The following is a 17660-nucleotide window of genomic DNA, read 5'->3' as shown; positions in this document are numbered from 1 at the left end:
AGTGCGTGCGAGCTCTGCACTCAGCTCGTCGAGAGCAGACGGTATGCCTCGCTCATCATGCCGGTGACGATCTGCTCGGCGGGCCGCACGTCACGGACGTGACCGACACCGTCGCCCGCCGGGTAGACCATCTCCTCCCACTCGCCGGTGGTGTCGGCCGTGGGCGGGATCGCGCTGAACGTCGGCATGTCGTACGGGGTCCGCGCGCTGTGCGGGAACAGGGTGGTGCGACCGATCACTCCGGCAGGCGGCGGGTCGGGGATGGCGTCCTCCCGACCGGCCCACTCGGCGACGGCCCTGGTCGGCAGCAGGTGGTAGCGCTGTCCCGGCCACTCCGGTCCGAACGCCGTGGTCACCACGGGCGGCCCGGCGGCGTCGACCAGCCGCCGTTTGTACTCGGGGTGAGCGTGGCTCTCGGCCGACGCGACGAGCCGGGTGCCGACCCAGACCCCGTCGGCGCCCGCCCGCAGCGCGGCGGCGACACCCGCCCCGTCGGCGATGCCACCCGCCGCGACGAGCAGCTGCTCGGGGAACCGGATGCGGGTCCCGGCGAGCAGGTCGTGCAGCGGAACGACGCCGCGGGCGTGGCCACCCGCCTCCGCGCCCTGCGCGACCAGGCCGACGACACCGAGCTCGACGGCTCCCGCGGCGAGCTCGATCGAGGACACCTGCATCCACACCCGGGCGCCCGCATCGGTCAGCCGGCGTACCCAGTCCACCGGCGGCAGCCCGTGGTGGAACACCACCAGCGGCACCGCGAGCTGAACGCACGCGTCGATGTGCCCGTCGGTGCACGCCGGACCCATACCGGTTTCGGCGCAGATCAGGTCCACGCCCCACGGCCCGTCGGTGAGCTCGCGCACCTCGGCGACCATCACCGGCAGGCTGGCCGGCGGGTCGGGCGAGGCGCCGATGATGCCGAGACCCCCGGCGTTGGTCACCGCCGCCACCAGCGGCGGATGGGCGATGAACGCCATACCGGCGCCCACGAAGGGGTGCCGGAGTCCGTACTCGCGTGTCAGCCGGGTGCCGATGGTCGATTCGTCGCAACTCCACTGCTGGGGGCGGTCCACCGAACTCGTGTTCACACCGATCTGCCGGTCCGCCACGTTTCCACAGGAGCACGGCCGTCGCCGCGGAGTCAATTCACCGCATTCACCGCAGAACGCCGGAATCATCCTTTTCCCGCGGATACGGACGGTGGGTGGATTGCGGCTCCAGACCTGAATCTGACGTCAGCATCTCGGTACCGATCCGGCCACGCGGGTCCGTGGGCGATCGACGATGGAGGCGAGCGGCAGGACAGGTGGAGACGATCCGAGGGCCGGTCAGCTAACGACGCCACCCCGTCCTGACCTGTACGGGCGGCGTCTCGACCCGGCCCGTCGAGGGCACTGCGTCCGCGGCAGGCGCCGGCAGGGGCAGCAGCTGCCGCCGTCCGATCGCCGTCAGGGTGCGTATCGCGATACCGCCGATCAGCGCGGTGATCGCCGCGAGCACGAGGTACTCGTAGGCGGCGTAGCCGCTGGGCCTGCCGTCGTCGAGCCAGTGGATCGCCACCGTGGCCACGGCGGCCCAGCTGAAGGTGAACGACCAGGTACTGGGCATGAACGGCAGCTGCAGGTACGCGGGCAGCAGCCGGATCTGGGCCAGCGCCATGAGCAGGCCGTAGCCGCCGAGGAAGGCGGCGACGGCGTCGATCCGGCCGCCGTTCAGCGCGAACCAGGCGAGGCTCGCGACCGCCGCAGGCGCCACCTCGATGGCCACGGTGGGCAGCACCGGCCCCGGCGGGAGCGGCCGGAACAGCATCCGCCCGAGGATGATCGAGCCCAGCACTATCCAGCAGACCGCGCCGAGCCCGAGCATGACCTCGGCGAGCCGCTGCTGGCCGACCTCGGCGGCCCCGGCCGAGGCGATCAGGCCCCCGGCGACGGTGGGCAGGAAGTACCCGGGGTGGAACCTGTCCACCTCCAGCGGACCGTAGATCCACTGCCCGGTGAACCACGCTCCGAGCAGCACGGTGAGGACGAGGAACACGTCGAGCAGGACCATGCCGACGCCCGGCGCGTACGGATACACGCCCTCGGCGGCCAGCAGCATCGGCGTGATCACGGCCAACGACGCGAACGGTCCGGCCACCGGGTCGAGCAGGTCGCGGGCCGGCGCGGACCGATCGGTGAGGGCGTGACGCAGGTAGCCGACGAGCACGATCAGCCACACCAGCGCCGAGAGAACGAGGAGCGCGTTGCCGACCACCGGCGTCGCCAGACCGTTGCCTGCCACCTCGAGCCAGGTGCCACCCAGACCGGCCAGCCCGAACGGCATCCCGAAGAAGTTGAGCGGTACGCGCGCTGCGGCCATGAACGTGGTCCCCTCCGCTGTCGACCGGTATTTCTCTCGCAGGTCGACCGCCCGCCGTTAGGGAATCGGGCCGAGAAATCACCGCCGCCGCCGGAGGAATGGGATGAGTCGGCAGAAAAACCCCTTCGATTTCTGGACTTGCGGGTCCAATATCTGCTCCTTACTGTCGCTCGGAATGCCGCAGTCACGGAGCGGCTCCGGCGGAACGAGGGAGCAGATCCACGATGCACGCGATCACGGTCACGCAGTTGGGCGGCCCGGAGGTGCTGCGCGAGACCGAACTGCCGACACCGGCGCCTGCGCCCGGAGAGGTGCTGGTGCAGGTGACGGTGGCCGGTGTGAACTACATGGACGTCGGGGTCCGCTCGGTGGCGAACGACGGCTGGGCCCTGCCGGCGGTCCTGGGTGTCGAGGGAACGGGCCGGGTGGTCGGGCTGGGCCCTGGCGCGCAGGGGTTCGAGGTCGGGCAGCGCGTCGCGTGGGTGTACCACCAGGGCAGCTACGCCGAGTACGCCGCCGTTCCTGCTGCCGCGCTGGTGGCGGTGCCCGACGTCATCGACGACGACACCGCCGCCGGCGTGATGATGCAGGGTCTGACGGCCAACCACTTCACCACCGAGGTCCATGCCATCCGGCCGGGCGACACCGCTGTGGTGCATGCGGCTGCCGGAGGCGTGGGGCTGCTGCTCACCCAGATGATCACGGCCCGCGGTGGGCGCGTGATCGGGGTGGTCTCGCGCGAGGAGAAGGTGGGGGTGGCGCGCGAGGCGGGTGCCGACCACGTCCTGGTCCGGCAGGGTGAGGGCTTCCAGGACGAGGTACTGGAGCTCACCGGCGGTGACGGTGCCGACGTGGTCTACGACGGCGGCGGCGCGGCGACCTTCCCGTCGTCGCTGCAGGCCCTGCGCCACCACGGGACCCTGGCCTTCTACGGGCCGTTCATGGGCATCCCGGCCCTGCGCCCCACGGACCTGCCGAAGAGCGTCCGGCTCACCTATCCGGTCTTCTCCCACCACGTGCGCACCAGGGAGGCACTGGTCGCGCGGACCTCCGAGGTCTTCGGGCTCGTGGCGACCGGCAGGCTGCGGGTCCGGGTCGGAGGGCGCTACCCGCTGTCGGATGCGGCGACGGCCCACGCCGACATCGAGTCCCGGCGGACCACGGGGAAGCTCCTGCTCATCCCGTCCTAGTGCCGCCCGGCAGTGGGTCCAGTGCTCGCAGCCGCGCGATGCCGGTGTCCAGCGCCGCCTCGAGGTGCCGGCTCTCCCCCGTGGACAACATGATCGTCACCCCGCCCTGGATGCCTGCCAGCAACGCGGCGGCGGACTGGTCGACGTCGAGAGAGACGGGGAGCCTGCCCTGCTCCTGCATCGCGCGGATCCCGGTGGCCAGTGCGGCTTCCCAGGTGCGCAGGAGCCGGAGGACCACGGCTCGCGCGCCGGGAGTGGACCGGCCCACCTGCAGGACCAGGGAGCCGAGCGGACACGACTCGCCCTGTCGCCGGTACCGCTCGACCACCACTTCTCGCCACCGGTCCCACGCAGCCCACGACGTCAGACCGCTGAGATGGGGCTCCTGGTCGTCGAGCACCCGGTTCGCCTCGAACTCGGCGACCGCGAGCAGCAGTTGCTCCTTCCCGTCCGGGAAGTAGTGGAACAGCTGCCCCTTGCTCGTCGCCGTGTGGATCCGGATGTCGTCGAGCGTGGTCGGTACGACCCCTCGCTCCCTCAACACCTCCGCCGCACCCTCGACGATCCGGGCACGCGTCGCCTCGCCCTTGCGCGTCAGCACGCGATCCATGGGTCCTCCCTCCGCGTCCGCCCTCCTCCGCCCGATCCTGCCGTGCCCGAGGCGTCACGCCTGCCGCGCGCTGCGCCGCTCGGCCTCGATGACGGGATCGGTGACGCCGCCTGCACACGCCCACCTGTCGATGTCCCAGCCGGCCCGGCCCGCGCCTGCCCGGTAGGCGCTGTCGTAGAACCCGAGCACCGCTGCCCGCGGGTCCGGCTGCGCTCGGGCGTCGTCGTAGCGCAGCACGGCGAGGTGGCTGCCGCCCCGCTCGACCCAGCCGGCCGCCGTCGGACGCAGGGGCTCGTCCGCCAGCCCGGCGGGTTCCGGCGACGTGTAGGAGTAGAACGCCGGCTCGGGAAAGGTCTCGTCGCCGAACCAGAAGCCGAAGCTGACCAGCTCCCGGGAGTAGGCCTCGCGGGTCACGGCGTCCGTCGACGCCGGGTGCTCGACGTGGGCGTCACCGAACCGGGTGACGGCGATGTCGAAGGTGTGCCAGAAGTGGTGCACGGGACTGGTCTTGCCGGAGTAGCCACCGGCGAACTCCTCGAGCAGCAGGTTCACCTGGCTCAGCACCCGCCAGTAGCGGGTCACCGCTGCCGTGTCGTAGACGGAGTGCTCGGTGTCCTCGGCGAAGGGCCGGCCGGAGTCGGGCAGGTCGAACGGCCAGGGCTGGGCGATCGTGACGTCCGCCCCGACGGCTGACAGCCCCCGGCGAACCTGCTCGTGGAAACCGGCGACCGACTGCCCGGCCAGGGGGAACGAGTACCGCTCGCCGGTGAGTGCGGTGACGTCGAGCCGGTGGTCCAGGAGGTCGAAGTCGATGGTGAAGATCGTGGTCCCGTCGGTCATCGGCCGGGTGGTGATACCGCGGCCGGTGACGTGGAAGGGCACGCTCCACCAGTGGTTGCGGCGCGGACTCGCCGCCAGCCGGATCTTGCCGACGATCTGGGCGTAGCGGTGCAGGGTCGCACGGGTGCCCAGCCAGTCCGTATACGGAAGATCAGGAAACAGTTCCACAGGGACGGATGCCCGGCTCGGGCGGTGACCACACCCGTCACATGGACACATATCGCTGAAAATTCGGCTCCGGAACAGCGATATGTGACCATGTCGCGGACTGGCTCACCCGCTGAGGTGCACCACCCGGCCGTCCACCACCGTGGCGGCGGGCGACAGGCCCAGCAGTTCGTCCAGCTCATGGGTGAACGGGTCGGTGGGGTAGGCGACCAGATCGGCCGGGGCGCCGGGCACGAGGGTCCCGGTGGCTCCGCCGCCGAGCAGCCGGGCCCCCGCGGTGGTGTAGAGGTGCAACGCCTCGATCCGGCTGATGGCGTGACCCGCGCCGAGCAACCCGGCAGGCGTCCGCCGGGTGACCATGCCGTGGACCCCCCGCAGCGGATCCAGCGGACCGATCGGGTGGTCGGTACCCGCGCTGATGCGCGCTCCCGCGTCCAGCAGTTCCCGGAGCGGGAACATGTCCGCCACCCGGTCGACCCCCCAGGCAGCCACCAGCGGCTCGGCCAACCCCTCGAGCAGCGCCTGCTGCACGGTGATGGGGACTCCCAGCTCGGCCGCGTCGGCGACCCGGTCACCCATGAGACCGCCGTGCTCGACCACGAGCATCCCCGGCGGGAGCGGCCCGGTCCGGCTCTTCACCGCCCGCACCGCGTCGAGCAGCACCGCCACGGCACGATCGCCGAAAGCGTGCACTCCGGTCGGCCAACCCCGCCGCACCGCCACGGCCAGCACCTGCGTCAGGATGTCGAGGTCCCACATCAGCTCGCCGTGGTAGCCGGGCCGGTCGGCGTACGGTCGCTCCAGCGCGGCGGCCTCCACCCCGCCGTCGAGCACCATCTTCAGGCCCCAGACCCGCAGCAGGCCGGCGCCGGTGCGCGGCCGGATGTCCTCGGCCTCGAGCCCGTCGAGGTAGGCGTCCATGGACCCCGCGGCCTCGATCGCCGCCGGAGTGGTCCAGATCATCGCGTGGCTGCGGACCGACAGGCGTCCGGCCGCCGCGGCGCTGACGTAGGCCTGCCACTCCGGCGGGGTGACGGCCGGGTCCCGCACGGTGCCGAGGCCGTGCGCCGCGTACTCCGCCGCCGCCTGGGCCAGGCCGTTCGCGAGCAGCTCGGTGGGTACCGGGGGCACCACGCGGTGGGCGAGCTCCAGCGCTGTGTCCTGCACCCATCCGGTCGGCCGGCCCGCGGCGTCGCGGTCGATGAAGCCGCCCGGCAGGTCGGCGGTGTCGGGCCCGATGCCCGCCAGGCGCATCCCCTCCGAGTTGAGCACGCCGTTGTGCCCGCCGCGCACGACGAGGACCGGGTGGTCGGTGGTGGCGCGGTCCAGCTCCGTCGCCGTCGGCATCCTGCGCTCCGCCAGCCGCACCTCGTGCCAGTCGGCGGCGGTCACCACCCAGCTCCCCGCCGGTGTGCGCGCGGCGCGCTGGCGGATCAGCTCGACGAACTCCGGGATGTCCCGGGCCCGGGACACCGGCACCCCGAGGACGTTGCGGGCCGCGAACATCAGATGGTTGTGGGTGTCGACGAACGCCGGGAGCACGACGAGGGCGGGGTCGTCCAGCACCGTGGTCTCCGGTCCGACCAGGTCGGCGAGCCCGTCCCACTCGCCAAGGCCCCTGCTCAGCGCGACGATCCGGCCCTGCCGGATCGCGACACCCGTCGCGAGCGGAGCGGCCGGGTCCATCGTGTGCACGGTGCCGGCTCGCACCACGAGGTCGGCGGCCTTCGCGTCTGTCATGACTCCTCTCTACCCCGACGCGTGCCTGCCCGGCATCAGTCCGTCGACTCCCCGCGCGCCTCCACCACCACCTCGTGCCAGGTCACCGCGCTCTCGCCCTCCTGCAGGCCCTCCATCCGGGCGCGCGTCTCGGCGAACGCGCCCTCCTCGTGCCACGCCTGCCAGTCCGCACGGCTCTGCCACGTGCCGACGACCACGCGCTTGTTCTGCCCGTCGAGCGGGATGAGCAGCTGGCCACCCACCCATCCCGGGCGGCCCCGTGCGGTCGCCAGCCGCTCCCGCATCGCGGCGTCCCACTCAGGTTCGGAGCCGGGTTCGAGCGTCACTTCCGTGATGACGGTCATCATGTGGATCACTTCCCCTTCCGCGCGGTGACGCACCAGGGTTCCCGCGGCACTCGATCTCACTCACGCGTACACCGGCGGGACGGGTACCGGCAGCCGGTAACGCCCCCGGTCCACAGCCGAGTACCCCCGGTAGAGCTTTTCCGAGTCCGGCGCCGCGGCCGGGGGGACAACGTGCGCCCGCCCGAGTAGGAGCGGTGATGGCAGCGTCGCGGCGTCGAACGGCAGCGGCCGGGTTGCTCGCCGCCGCGGCGATGGTGATCACGGGGTGCGTGGCAGCGCCGAGACCGGCCGAGCCCCGGGCAGCCCCCACCACCAGCCCGGTCAGCGGTGAGTCCCGGACGACCACGACGGCCACGGCGCTCACACCGCTGCTCGTGACGGCCCGGGGACCTGTCGTGCCGTTCACCGGTTCCGACGGCAAGGTCATCGTCACCTACGAGCTGGCGCTGGAGAACACCACACCGCTCACGTTGACCCCGACGACGGCCGAGGTGCTGGCCCCGTCCGGGGCGGTTCTCCAGACCCTCGACCAGGCCCAGGTCGCCGCAGCGCTCGCCCAGCCCGCGGAGCGCGGTGGCGTCCAGCAGCTCACCGAGGCGCAGACGGCCACGCTGTACGTCACGCTCGAGTTCCCCGTGCGGTCCGACGTCCCCGACCGCCTCGACAACCGGGTCACGGTCTCCGGCCCCGGCCTGCCGGGAGGAACCGCGACGGTGGGGCCGGCCTCCGTCCCCGTCTCGCCGCTCACGCCGCCCGTCCTGGGCCCACCGCTCGAACCCGGTGCCCGCTACATCGCCGCCGACAGCTGCTGCGACTCCCCGCGGCATCGCCGGGCACCGCTGCCCATCGACAACCGGGTATGGCTGGCCCAGCGGTACGCCGTGGACTGGGAGCAGCTCGACGACCGGAACCGCACCGTCACCGGAGACGACCCGGCGGACCCCGCCGACTACACGATCTACGGAAAGCGCACGATCTCAGCCGCCGACGGCACCGTCGTCCACGTGGAGAACGGCCTGCCCGACCAGAAGCCCGGTGCGCTGCCCGCGACCACCACCCCCGCGGTAGCCGACGGGAACAGCGTCATCATCGACATCGGTGGCGGCCTCTACATGCTCTACGCACACCTGCAGAACGGCTCCATCGTCGTCAACGAAGGACAGCGGGTCACCCGGGGCCAGCAGCTCGGGGTGGTCGGCAACTCCGGCAACACGTCGGCGCCCCACCTGCACTTCCACGTGATGGACGGGCCGTCGCCGCTCACCTCGGAAGGCGTGCCCTACGTCATCGACTCGTTCACGACCACCGGGCAGATCACCTCCACCGCAGCCTTCGACGAGCTGGAGAACACCACGCGCCCCCTGCCGGTGCAGCCCCTCCCCGGCGACGGCCCGCACCGGGACCAGATGCCGCTCGACCGCGTGCTCGTGACCTTCTCCTGACCCGCCCTCCGGCCGCTCGTGGGGTGGGCGGCAAAGATCGTGACACAGCTCATGGCGATGTCTCGCGCGTATGTTGGAAGGGAAACCTGCGGGCTCATGAGTTCGTGATCGACGCCGACACGGACGAGATCCTCGGCGCCCCGCTCCTCCGCATCGACGCGCGGGAGATCATGAATGCGGTCTGCTGTCGCCGTGCGGCACAGCGTCACGGCGGGCCGCGCTCTGCGATGCGATCGGCACCCACCCCAGCCGTACCGAAGCGTTCAACGCAGTGCTCGTCACCATCGTGCCGCCCCGACGAGCCGCAGGTCGGCCCCCGTGACCCCCGGAGAGGATCCCACGTCCATGACGGAGCACGAGCCGGCCCGGCCGCCGTCGGTGATCAACCCATGAGCCTTGATCACAATGACTTCCTGCAGTTGAGCAGGATTGCAGAATCAGTGCGAAGAAGTGATCCCGAACTGGCCCGCAGGCTCGCCGCACCAATGGGGCCACAGCGTTCTCCGTGGCGGCTCATCTCCTACGTCACCCTGTTCACATCTGTAATACTGTGGGTGGCCGGGCTGGCGATCGGTGTTGCCGCACCTTCCGCTGCAGGAGGGATTGCCCTGCTCGCGATCTATCCGTTTCTTCTGATCATGGCGAAGAAGCGATCACTTCACAGGAACGCTCGATCGAACCGAAACCGGCCGGGGACGTGACCAGAGGCAACGACCAGCAGACGACGCCGGTACGGCTCTGATGCTCAAGAAGCATTGGCAGACGATCGCGCACTGGGCGGTCGTGGGCGCGGCGATCGGCTACCTGGCCTGGCTGGTGCCCGGCCTGGCCGCCGAGGCCGGCGCCGCCATCGGACAGTTGGACCACCTGCGGTGGGAATGGTTCATGGTCGCGGTCGTGTGCGGGCTCGCGCCGTTGGTCCTGTACGGCGAGCTGCACCGGCAGCTACTCCGCGTTGGCGGGAGCACCCTGCCGTTCACCACGGTGCAGGGCATCAACTTCGTCGAGAACGCCGTGTCCACCACGGTGCCCGTCGTCGGCGGCGCCGGTGCCATCGTCTACGCGATCGACCAGTTGCGACGCCGTGGGATCGACTCGGCCCTGGCGTCCTGGTCGGTGCTCATGGCCGGCGTGCTCGCCACGCTCTCCCTGCTGGTGCTGGGTGTCGTCGGACTCGGCATGGCCGGCCACATCCCGCTCGCCCTTGCCGTGGTGCTCGCCCTGGTGATCATCCTGGGCTCCGTCGGCGCGTGGAAGGTGGTCACGCATCCCGCCGTGCTGCGGAGCACTCTGCACCTGGTGGTGCTGGTGGCCCGCTGGATACCCGGGGTCTGCCACACGTGCCGCGATGCCTGGACGGTGCGCGCCGACGAGGTCTCCCAGCGGCTGTCCACCCGGATCACGCTCCTGCAGCCGAGCGTCGGCCAATGGCTCGGCCTCACCGCGCTGGCGGCGTTCACGTGGGTACTGGACTTCCTGAGCCTGGCTGCCAGCGTCGCCGCGGTGGGCGCCCCGGTGCCCTGGGGAGTGCTGCTGGTGGGCTTCCTGCTCGTGCAGGGCAGCATCGCCCTGCAGATCTCTCCCGGTGGTGCCGGCCTGGCCGAGACGAGCCTGCTCGCCGCGCTGGTGACCTCCGGTGTCGCCGCCGGTCCGGCGGCGGCCAGTGTGCTGATCTACCGGTCGATCACGTGGCTGGGTCTCGCGATGCTGGGCTGGATCGTGTACGCGTTCTGGATCCACACCGCGCCGCTCCACCTCCACCGCCACGCACCCGAGCTCAGCGAGGCACGCGGCTGACGGTCAGCGGATGAGGGCCGCGACGTCGCGATAGGCGCTCTCCCGGTGCTCCGCTCGGGCGCGACGCACCTCGGGGTCGCGGTGGAAGAGCGCCTGGCGGCCGGGGTGGAACGTCGCGACCACCTTCTCGACCCGCCGGGCAGGCCCCGGGTGCCGCCTGGTCAGGCGCGTCCAGCCGGCTCGGGCGTGGCTGCCCTGCAGGAACACCACACGGATGTCGGGCATGAGCTCGAGAAGCTGCACCAGCGGCGCCACACCCGCATCCAGCTGGGCCGCCCGGGGAGCGGCGTTGATGTACCAGGGGTAGGCGTTCCACGGCGTGATGTCTGCGGCCCCGACACCGACGTCGGTGAACATCTGCAGTTGCCGCTCGGCAGTCGGGTCGTCGTTCTCGATGCACAGGAACCCTGATCCCGCACCGTCCCGGGTGGCCGGCCCGGGATCGCGCAGGATGCTGAGCACGCGAGCCGTGGTGCCGCCGTGGAGCGGAGCGACGTGGGGCATCCAGCCGCGCGCATCACCGCGCAGTGCGTCGACCATTTCGTTGATCGGACGCACGTGCGGGGCATACCGGCCGGCCTCCTGAGCCGCCCGGAAAACGGGATCGGCCATTCTCCTCGGCATCGCGGCAGCATGCCCGATCGGCTGGGCGGCCGGACAACAGCGTATTGGCGAGACAGCGACGACAATGCTCCGCTCTACTGCACGCGGCGATTGTCGTACGGCGGAGGAGAGGGCCTCGTGGCGAAGGCGGATTTCATCAGGAAGATCACCCGCACGCCGCTGGGTGTGCCGGGCAGCGGCCCGTACGTGGTGGTCGTCGACTCGCAGGACGCCGCCTGGACCACACTCGTCCACTCCGGGCAGGTCGCCCGGCTGCCTGCCGCCGGACCGGTCGAGATCCACGATCTCGGCAACCCGGCCTGCCGCCCGTCCCAGCCGGCGATCGGGCCTGACGGTGCTCTGTGGGTCACCCGCAACGGGGACGACCGCATCGACCGCATCGCAGGCGACGGAACCCGGCGGAGCTTCGCCGTCCCCGACGGAGCCGGGCCGTACGGCCTCACCGCCGGACCCGACGGGGCGCTGTGGTTCACGGCGATCGGCGCCGAGGCAATCGGCCGCCTCGACCTCGACGGGAACGTGTCCATGACCGCCCTGCCCGACGCCGGCGGGATGCCCTCGATGATCACTCCGGGTCCCGACGGCGCGCTGTGGTTCACGCTCAACCGGGTGGGCGCCATCGGACGCATCGACGCCGCCCGGTCGATCACCCTGCACCGGCTGCCCGACCCCGCCTGCGGGCCCGTCGGCATCACCGCCGACACGGCCGCGATCTGGTTCGTCGAGATCAACGCCGGGCGCGTCGGCCGCATGACACCTGCGGGAGATCTCCAGGAGTTCGACCTGCCGGACCGCTCGGCGCGACCCCACGCCATCACCTCCGACCGCGCCGGTGGATGCTGGCTCACCCTCTGGTCCGCCCACGCGGTGGCCCGCATCTCCGAGCGCGGTGAGATCACGGAACTCCACACGTTCCACGAGGGCGACGAGCCGCACGGTGTCGCCATGGCGGCGGACGACTCGGTCCTGGTGGCCCTGGAGAGCGGAGACATCGCACGCCTGCACCCCGGCCTTCCCCGGACCTGGTGAGCTCACATCTCTGCGGGTGAGCCCGCGAGCCCGCGAAATCGGTCGCCACGGGCAGCGCGGGAGCGCCACGATGCTCGCGATGCACCGCGACCGGATCGACGCCGCCCTCGCCGCGCGCCTGGTCGCCGCACAGTTCCCCGAGTGGGCCGACCTCCCCGTGGTGCCGGTCGAGGTGGACGGCTGGGACAACCGCACCTTCCGCCTCGGGCACACCATGACGGTGCGGCTCCCGAGCGCCGCGGGTTACGTGCAGAGTGTCGCGAAGGAGCACACCTGGCTGCCGCGGCTGGCACCCCACCTGCCGCTCCCGATCCCCGTCCCGCTCGCCCTCGGCGCGCCGACCGACGAGTACCCGTGGCCGTGGTCGGTCCGCCGCTGGATCGACGGGGACCTCGCCACTCCCGGACGGGTCGGCGACCTCGTCGGCTTCGCCCGGGATCTCACCGGGTTCCTCGTGGCGCTGCAGCACGTCGACGCGGCAGGTGGGCCGGCGGCAGGCGCCCACTGCTTCTTCCGTGGCGCCCCGCTCGAGGTCTACGACGCCGAGACGCGCGAGGCCGTCGAGTCGCTCGGCTCGCGGGTCGACGGTGCCGGCGCGACCGACGCCTGGAACGCCGCCCTCGCGGCGTCCTCGACCGGGGCGCCGGTCTGGTTCCACGGCGACATCGCGTCCAACAACCTCCTCGTCGATGACCGTGGCCGCCTCGCCGCGGTCATCGACTTCGGCACGTGCGGGGTGGGCGACCCGGCCTGCGACCTCGTCATCACGTGGACGCTCTTCCACGGCGAGAGCCGCGAGACGTTCCGGTCCCTGATGCCTGCCGACGACGCGATGTGGGCACGGGCCCGGGGCTGGGCCCTGTGGAAGGCGCTCATCACCATCGACTCCCCGGACGTCCCGCTCGCCGTGTCTGTGGACGCGGCCCGCATCGCGCACGACGTCATCGCCGAACACCTGGTGGTCTCGGCGGGCGTCGGTTTCTGATCCTCGGTTACCCCCCAGGGGTACTGCTCCGTTCGACTGATCTTCTTCGTCCGACCCCGCACCCGGTGCTAGCGTCCCGTTCGCAGATACAGGTACCCCCTACCCGTACCTGACGAAAGGACCCCTCTGATGAGCGAGAACACCTACACCGTCACCGGAATGACCTGCGCGCACTGCGTCGCGTCGGTCACCGAGGAGATCAGCGAGATCGACGGCGTGGTCGGCGTGGCAGTTGACCTGCCGACCGGCGCGGTCACCGTCACCAGCAACCGGCCGGTCGACGCCGCGGCGGTCGAAGCCGCGGTCGCCCAGGCCGGATACCGGCTCGCCGGCTGACCCGCTGCCCACCGGCAACCGCGACCGACCAGGACGGACAAGGACATGAACACCACCGCGAAACTCGCCGCATACGGCGCGGCACTCGCCCTGCTCGTGGGCGCCGGATACGCGGCCGGAAGCGCTGTCGGCCCCCGCTCCGTCGCCTCTGCCGACCCCGGCGTGTCCGGCGCAGTGCCCGCCCCGACCGCGGACACCGTGGTGGTGGCCGCGCCGGACCAGCCGGGCGGCCTCGCGTCGAGCAGGGCCGGCTACACCTTCACGCCCACCGACCCGAGGCTCACCCCCGTAACGCCCACCGAGTTCGCCTTCCGCATCACCGGGCCCGACGGGAAGCCCGTCACCGCGTTCGACGTCGAGCACGACAAGCGGATGCACCTGATCGTCGTGCGCCGCGACACCACCGCCTACCAGCACGTCCACCCCGAGATGGGAGCCGACGGCACGTGGCGGGTGCCACTCACCCTCCCGACCGCGGGCTCCTACCGCGCGTTCGCCGACTTCACCCCCACCGGGTCAGAAGGCACGACGCTCGGCGTCGACCTGGTCGCCGCGGGGGCCTTCGAGCCCGTCACGCACGCGGCGAGCCGGACGGCCCAGGTCGACGGGTACACCGTCGGGCTGACCGGTGAGCTCGTGCCGGGGCGGGATTCACCGGTGACGCTGACGGTGAGCAAGGACGGCCGCCCGGTCGACGACCTGCAGCCCTACCTCGCCGCCTACGGGCACCTGGTCGCGCTGCGCGAGGGCGACCTCGCCTACCTGCACGTCCATCCCGACGGCGCACCCGGGGACGGCCGCACCGCGGCGGGACCACAGATCTCGTTCATGGCCGCGGTCCCCAGCGCGGGCACCTACCGGCTGTTCCTGGACTTCCGGCACGGCGACGTCGTCCGCACCGCGGAGTTCACCGTGCCGACCGGCGCCGCGATCGCGGACGTCGCACCGCCCGCCGGTCACAGCGACGGCCACGGCCACTGATCGTGAAAGGCGCATCCGGAACGATGACCACCACCACCACGGCGCCCACGGACGCCACCACCACCACCGGCATCGAGCTCACCATCGGCGGCATGACCTGCGCGTCCTGCGCGAACCGGATCGAGCGGAAGCTGAACAAGCTCGACGGGGTCACCGCCACGGTCAACTACGCCACCGAGAAGGCCAAGGTCAGCGCGCCTGCCGGCGTCGCACCGGCCACGCTCGTCGCACAGGTGGAGGCCGCCGGCTACACCGCCACCCTGCCTTCCCCGCCGGCAGCCACCGGCAGCTCGTCCGGGCCCGAGGAGCCGGACGCGACGCTGCCGTTGCGCCACCGCCTGATCACCAGCGCCACGCTCGCGGTGCCGGTGGTCGCCATGGCGATGATCCCGGCTCTGCAGTTCACCTACTGGCAGTGGATCTCGCTGACGCTCGCCGCGCCGGTGGTGACGTGGGCGGCCTGGCCGTTCCACCGGGCGGCCTGGGTCAACCTGCGCCACGGCGCCGCGACCATGGACACCCTGGTGTCGATCGGGGTTCTCGCGGCGTTCCTCTGGTCGCTCTTCGCCCTGCTGTTCGGCACCGCAGGCGTGCCCGGCATGACCCATCCGTTCGAGCTGACGATCAGCCGTAGCGACGGCACCGGGAACATCTATCTCGAGGTTGCCGCCGGCGTCACCACGTTCATCCTGGCCGGGCGCTACTTCGAGGCCCGCGCCAAGCGCCGCGCCGGCGCCGCCCTGCGCGCGCTGCTCGAACTGGGCGCCAAGGAGGTCACCGTCCTCCGGGACAGCGTCGAGGTCCGCGTCCCGGCCGACCAGCTCGCCGTCGGCGACCGGTTCGTCGTCCGCCCCGGAGAGAAGATCGCCACCGACGGCGTGGTGGAGGCCGGAGTCTCGGCCGTCGATGCCTCGATGCTCACCGGGGAGTCGGTTCCGGTCGAGGTCGGGCACGGCGACACGGTCGTCGGAGCCACGGTCAACATCGCGGGCCGGCTGGTCGTGGTGGCCACCCGGGTCGGGTCCGACACCCAGCTCGCCCGGATGGCCGGGCTGGTCGAGGACGCCCAGAACGGCAAGGCACCGGTGCAGCGGCTCGCCGACCGGATCTCCGGCGTGTTCGTCCCGATCGTCATCGCACTGGCCGCGGCCACCTTCGGCTTCTGGCTCGGCACGGGTGGCGGGGCCGCAGCCGCGTTCACCGCTGCGGTGGCCGTGCTGATCATCGCCTGCCCCTGCGCGCTGGGTCTGGCGACGCCCACCGCACTGCTGGTGGGCACGGGACGGGGCGCGCAGCTCGGCATCCTGATCAAGGGTCCCGAGGTGCTGGAGTCCACCCGCCGGGTCGACACCGTCGTGCTCGACAAGACCGGCACCGTCACGACGGGGCGGATGAGCCTCGTCGCGGTGACCATGGCCGAGGCGGCCGCGGACAGTGTCGACGACGTCGACGAGTACGGCGTGCTGCGGCTGGCCGGGGCGCTCGAGAACGCCTCCGAGCACCCGATCGCCGCCGCGATCGCCCGCGGCGCCACCGAACGCGTCGGTGCCCTGCCGGAGGTCGAGGAGTTCGCCAACCACGCGGGGCTCGGGGTCCAGGGTGTGGTCGACGGGCACGCCGTGCTCGTCGGGCGGGCAGAGCTGTTGGAGCGGTGGAGCCAGCCCCTGCCCGACGATCTCGCCGCGGCGAAGGCCGCGGCCGAGGCGCAGGGCCGCACCGCGATCGCCGTTGCCGTCGACGGCACCCCCCGGGCCGTGCTGGTCGTCGCCGACACCGTCAAGCCCACCTCGGCGCAGGCCATCGCCCAGTTCCGGACACTTGGCCTCACCCCCGTGCTGCTGACGGGCGACAACACGGCCGTCGCGCACGCGGTCGCCGCCGAGGTCGGCATCGAGCCCGGCCCCGACACCGTGATCGCGGAGGTGCTGCCCGCCGACAAGGTCGAGGTGATCAAGCGGCTGCAGGAGCAGGGCAAGGTCGTGGCGATGGTCGGTGACGGCGTGAACGATGCTGCCGCGCTCGCCCAGGCCGACCTCGGGCTGGCCATGGGTACCGGCGCCGACGTCGCGATCGAGGCGGGCGACATCACCCTGGTCCGCGGCGACCTCCGGGCCACCGCCGACGCGATCCGGCTGGCCCGACGGACCCTGACCACGATCAGGGGCAACCTGTTCTGGGCCTTCGCCTACAACGTCGCCGCGCTGCCCCTGGCCGCCGCCGGGTTGCTCAACCCGATGCTGGCCGGCGCCGCGATGGCGTTCAGCTCAGCCTTCGTGGTGGGCAACAGCCTGCGGCTGCGCGGGTTCACCTCCCGCCATGTCAGCGGGTGAGCAGCTGGTCCTGCGACCGCGGAGGGGTGCCGCCGTGCCACGGCAGCACCCGGCCGAAGCGGACCAGCTCGCCGTAGGCGGCGGGATCGATGTGGTCGGACAGCACCAGGTCGAGCACGGCCTCGGCCGCCGTCGACGGGGTCTGTGCCCGGCTGAAGTCGTCGAACCACGGCCGGGAGGTCGGGGTGTCCACGAGCCCCGGACAGACGGCCGCGACGAGCGTGCCAACGGGCAGATCGGTCGCCCGACGCTGCGCTGCGACGGCCCGCACGGCCGCGACCTGGGCCACCTTGGACGGCACGTTGAGCCAACGCGGCCAGCCCTGCGCCTCGGCCGTCCCGGCGTGGACGGCCTCGCGCCACGACTCGACGACCTGCTCGACCTCGTCCAGCGTGGCGTCGTCGAACAGGGCGTGGAGCCGGGGGTCGAGGTGGCCGAGCGTGCCCAGCGAGCTGGCCACCACGATCAGCCGTCCGCCGGGTCGCAGCACCGGGCCGAACGAGCGCAGGACCGCATGGGTGCCGCCGTTGGCGACGCCGATGGCCTCGTCGGCCTGATCGGGCTGGGACCGGTCCGGGGTGACCCTGGCGACCGCGTTGGAGATCACGATGTCCACTCCGCCGTAGCGGTCGTCGAGCTCGGCGGCCAGCCGGGCCACGGCGCCGGAGTCGCTGACGTCGAGCACCCTGCCTTCCACGTGGCTCCTCGTGGCGGCGTCCGTGACGACGCGCGAGGTGGCGTCCGCGACGCGTCCGGCATTGCGCCCGGTGAGCAGCACGAGATCGTCCGGGCCCATGCGGGCTCCCAGCCCCTCGACGAGCGCGAAGCCGAGTCCCTGGTTCGCACCGGTGACCAGTGCGATGCGTGGCGTTGTCACGCC

17 protein-coding genes are annotated in these 17660 nt (G+C 72.0%); 9 read left to right on the top strand and 8 right to left on the bottom strand.

Annotated elements, in window-relative coordinates:
- Positions 1-20: 20 nt before the first annotated feature.
- Entirely contained in the window at positions 21-1109 is a 1089-nt protein-coding gene (locus tag AC5L35_RS28625) for an NAD(P)H-dependent flavin oxidoreductase (protein ID WP_495062825.1), read from the bottom strand.
- A 223-nt stretch (positions 1110-1332) separates the two neighbouring features.
- Positions 1333-2361 carry an SLAC1 family transporter gene (locus AC5L35_RS28620; RefSeq protein ID WP_495062824.1) on the bottom strand — a complete coding sequence of 343 codons (1029 nt, stop codon included), beginning with the start codon at positions 2359-2361 and terminating at the stop codon, positions 1333-1335.
- A 224-nt stretch (positions 2362-2585) separates the two neighbouring features.
- On the opposite strand from AC5L35_RS28620, the gene AC5L35_RS28615 reads away from it, so the two are divergent.
- Positions 2586-3551 carry a quinone oxidoreductase family protein gene (locus tag AC5L35_RS28615; protein WP_495062823.1) on the top strand — a complete coding sequence of 322 codons (966 nt, stop codon included), beginning with the start codon at positions 2586-2588 and terminating at the stop codon, positions 3549-3551.
- Here the strand turns inward: AC5L35_RS28615 and AC5L35_RS28610 are convergent.
- From AC5L35_RS28610 to AC5L35_RS28595, 4 genes are all read right to left on the bottom strand, one after another.
- A complete protein-coding gene (locus tag AC5L35_RS28610) occupies positions 3538-4161 on the bottom strand; it encodes a TetR/AcrR family transcriptional regulator (RefSeq protein ID WP_495062822.1) in 624 nt (207 codons plus the stop codon). The two genes, AC5L35_RS28615 and AC5L35_RS28610, sit on opposite strands and share 14 nt — an antisense overlap.
- A 54-nt stretch (positions 4162-4215) precedes the next feature.
- Positions 4216-5169 carry a DUF5996 family protein gene (locus AC5L35_RS28605; protein ID WP_495062821.1) on the bottom strand — a complete coding sequence of 318 codons (954 nt, stop codon included), beginning with the start codon at positions 5167-5169 and terminating at the stop codon, positions 4216-4218.
- Between the two features lie 105 nt (positions 5170-5274).
- Positions 5275-6909 (bottom strand): amidohydrolase, encoded by a 1635-nt coding sequence (locus tag AC5L35_RS28600; protein ID WP_495062820.1) that lies wholly within the window; start codon positions 6907-6909, stop codon positions 5275-5277.
- A gap of 35 nt (positions 6910-6944) precedes the next feature.
- Positions 6945-7256: an antibiotic biosynthesis monooxygenase family protein gene (locus AC5L35_RS28595; RefSeq protein ID WP_495062819.1), complete on the bottom strand. Its 312-nt coding sequence runs from the start codon at positions 7254-7256 to the stop codon at positions 6945-6947.
- A 197-nt stretch (positions 7257-7453) separates the two neighbouring features.
- Here AC5L35_RS28595 and AC5L35_RS28590 point away from each other — a divergent pair, with 197 nt between their 5' ends.
- The 3 genes from AC5L35_RS28590 (at position 7454) to AC5L35_RS28580 (ending at position 10495) form a co-directional block, all read left to right on the top strand.
- Positions 7454-8698: a M23 family metallopeptidase gene (locus AC5L35_RS28590; protein WP_495062818.1), complete on the top strand. Its 1245-nt coding sequence runs from the start codon at positions 7454-7456 to the stop codon at positions 8696-8698.
- Between the two features lie 389 nt (positions 8699-9087).
- Entirely contained in the window at positions 9088-9399 is a 312-nt protein-coding gene (locus AC5L35_RS28585) for a DUF3040 domain-containing protein (protein WP_495062817.1), read from the top strand.
- Between the two features lie 40 nt (positions 9400-9439).
- Entirely contained in the window at positions 9440-10495 is a 1056-nt protein-coding gene (locus tag AC5L35_RS28580; RefSeq protein ID WP_495062816.1) for a lysylphosphatidylglycerol synthase transmembrane domain-containing protein, read from the top strand.
- Positions 10496-10498: 3 nt separating this feature from the next.
- On the opposite strand, the gene AC5L35_RS28575 is transcribed toward AC5L35_RS28580, so the two are convergent.
- A complete protein-coding gene (locus tag AC5L35_RS28575) occupies positions 10499-11107 on the bottom strand; it encodes a uracil-DNA glycosylase (RefSeq protein WP_495062815.1) in 609 nt (202 codons plus the stop codon).
- A 129-nt stretch (positions 11108-11236) separates the two neighbouring features.
- On the opposite strand from AC5L35_RS28575, the gene AC5L35_RS28570 reads away from it, so the two are divergent.
- The 5 genes from AC5L35_RS28570 (at position 11237) to AC5L35_RS28550 (ending at position 16780) form a co-directional block, all read left to right on the top strand.
- A complete protein-coding gene (locus AC5L35_RS28570; protein WP_495062814.1) occupies positions 11237-12148 on the top strand; it encodes a Vgb family protein in 912 nt (303 codons plus the stop codon).
- Between the two features lie 70 nt (positions 12149-12218).
- The gene (locus AC5L35_RS28565) at positions 12219-13133 is read left to right on the top strand and encodes an aminoglycoside phosphotransferase family protein (protein ID WP_495062813.1); all 915 of its coding nucleotides are present in this window, start codon (positions 12219-12221) and stop codon (positions 13131-13133) included.
- A 129-nt stretch (positions 13134-13262) separates the two neighbouring features.
- On the top strand, positions 13263-13469 hold the full coding sequence (locus AC5L35_RS28560; protein ID WP_495062812.1) for a heavy-metal-associated domain-containing protein: 207 nt from the start codon (positions 13263-13265) through the stop codon (positions 13467-13469).
- Between the two features lie 45 nt (positions 13470-13514).
- On the top strand, positions 13515-14450 hold the full coding sequence (locus tag AC5L35_RS28555; RefSeq protein WP_495062811.1) for a DUF8832 domain-containing protein: 936 nt from the start codon (positions 13515-13517) through the stop codon (positions 14448-14450).
- A 23-nt stretch (positions 14451-14473) separates the two neighbouring features.
- Positions 14474-16780 (top strand): heavy metal translocating P-type ATPase, encoded by a 2307-nt coding sequence (locus AC5L35_RS28550; RefSeq protein WP_495062810.1) that lies wholly within the window; start codon positions 14474-14476, stop codon positions 16778-16780.
- On the opposite strand, the gene AC5L35_RS28545 is transcribed toward AC5L35_RS28550, so the two are convergent.
- Positions 16770-17657, bottom strand: a complete 888-nt coding sequence (locus tag AC5L35_RS28545; RefSeq protein ID WP_495062809.1) for an SDR family NAD(P)-dependent oxidoreductase — start codon at positions 17655-17657, stop codon at positions 16770-16772. The genes AC5L35_RS28550 and AC5L35_RS28545 overlap by 11 nt on opposite strands.
- Positions 17658-17660: the final 3 nt, after the last annotated feature.

The sequence above is a fragment of the Pseudonocardia sp. OZ21 genome, assembly GCF_059359135.1.
The sequence above is the reverse complement of the archived record's forward strand: the minus strand, read 5'-3'. Positions and strand labels throughout refer to the sequence as shown.

Bases quoted from the DNA above. Each gene is read 5' to 3' on its own strand.
- AC5L35_RS28595 (WP_495062819.1), bottom strand. From the start codon at position 7,256: ATGATGACCGTCATCACGGAAGTGACGCTCGAACCCGGCTCCGAACCT.
- AC5L35_RS28615 (WP_495062823.1), top strand. From the start codon at position 2,586: ATGCACGCGATCACGGTCACGCAGTTGGGCGGCCCGGAGGTGCTGCGC.
- AC5L35_RS28590 (WP_495062818.1), top strand. From the start codon at position 7,454: ATGGCAGCGTCGCGGCGTCGAACGGCAGCGGCCGGGTTGCTCGCCGCC.
- AC5L35_RS28575 (WP_495062815.1), bottom strand. From the start codon at position 11,107: ATGGCCGATCCCGTTTTCCGGGCGGCTCAGGAGGCCGGCCGGTATGCC.
- AC5L35_RS28565 (WP_495062813.1), top strand. From the start codon at position 12,219: ATGCTCGCGATGCACCGCGACCGGATCGACGCCGCCCTCGCCGCGCGC.
- AC5L35_RS28555 (WP_495062811.1), top strand. From the start codon at position 13,515: ATGAACACCACCGCGAAACTCGCCGCATACGGCGCGGCACTCGCCCTG.
- AC5L35_RS28600 (WP_495062820.1), bottom strand. From the start codon at position 6,909: ATGACAGACGCGAAGGCCGCCGACCTCGTGGTGCGAGCCGGCACCGTG.
- AC5L35_RS28580 (WP_495062816.1), top strand. From the start codon at position 9,440: ATGCTCAAGAAGCATTGGCAGACGATCGCGCACTGGGCGGTCGTGGGC.
- AC5L35_RS28550 (WP_495062810.1), top strand. From the start codon at position 14,474: ATGACCACCACCACCACGGCGCCCACGGACGCCACCACCACCACCGGC.
- AC5L35_RS28560 (WP_495062812.1), top strand. From the start codon at position 13,263: ATGAGCGAGAACACCTACACCGTCACCGGAATGACCTGCGCGCACTGC.
- AC5L35_RS28620 (WP_495062824.1), bottom strand. From the start codon at position 2,361: ATGGCCGCAGCGCGCGTACCGCTCAACTTCTTCGGGATGCCGTTCGGG.
- AC5L35_RS28585 (WP_495062817.1), top strand. From the start codon at position 9,088: ATGAGCCTTGATCACAATGACTTCCTGCAGTTGAGCAGGATTGCAGAA.
- AC5L35_RS28610 (WP_495062822.1), bottom strand. From the start codon at position 4,161: ATGGATCGCGTGCTGACGCGCAAGGGCGAGGCGACGCGTGCCCGGATC.